The organism is Rhizobium sp. 18055, from assembly GCF_902706285.1.
GTDB lineage: Bacteria > Pseudomonadota > Alphaproteobacteria > Rhizobiales > Rhizobiaceae > Rhizobium.
Genome location: NZ_CACSKD010000069.1, coordinates 1 through 773, shown reverse-complemented (window position 1 = coordinate 773; position 773 = coordinate 1). Strand labels below are relative to the sequence as shown.

At 69.3% G+C, this 773-nt stretch carries 1 protein-coding gene; it reads right to left on the bottom strand.

Going from position 1 to position 773, the window contains the following annotated elements:
• Window positions 1-105: 105 nt before the first annotated feature.
• The coding region (locus GVL52_RS31460; protein ID WP_160012657.1) for a pyridoxal-phosphate dependent enzyme at window positions 106-773 on the bottom strand (668 nt) is incomplete at its 5' end.

Below are 773 nucleotides of genomic sequence, written 5' to 3'. Positions count from 1 at the left end.
CTCCAGCGCCGTCACCCAGGCCAGCGGCGTGGCGCACTGCGTGCAGAAGCGGGGTTCGGCGTTCATGGAGCGAGACCTGGCGCGTGTCGGGACTTCGGGCCCGCGTCAGGCGGGGAACACGCCCGTGGAGAGGTAGCGGTCGCCGCGGTCGCACACCACGAACACGATCGTCGCATCGCGCTCGCGCCTGGCGATCTCCTGCGCGGCCCAGCAGGCACCCGCCGCGGAAATGCCGGCGAAAATGCCCTCCTCGCGCGCCAGGCGGCGGCACATGTCCTCGGCATCGTCCTGGCCGACGTTGATCGTCTCGTCCACCGCGCGCGGATCGTAGATCTTGGGCAGGTACTCCTGCGGCCACTTGCGGATGCCCGGAATGCGCGAGCCTTCCTTCGGCTGCGCGCCGATGATCCGGATCGCGGGGTTCTTCTCCTTCAGGAAGCGCGACACGCCCGTGATCGTGCCCGTCGTGCCCATCGCGCTCACGAAGTGCGTGATGCGCCCGCCCGTCTGATCCCACAGCTCGGGGCCGGTGGTCTCGTAGTGGATGCGCGGGTTGTCCGGGTTGGCGAACTGATCGAGCACCACGCCCTTGCCCTGCCGCACCATGGTCTCGGCCAGATCGCGCGCGTATTCCATGCCGCCGCTCTTGGGCGTGAGGATCAGCTCCGCGCCGAACGCCTTCATCGTCTGCGCGCGCTCCACCGACAGGTCCTCGGGCATCACCAGCACCATCCGGTAGCCCTTGATCGCCGCCGCCATCGCCAGCGCGATGC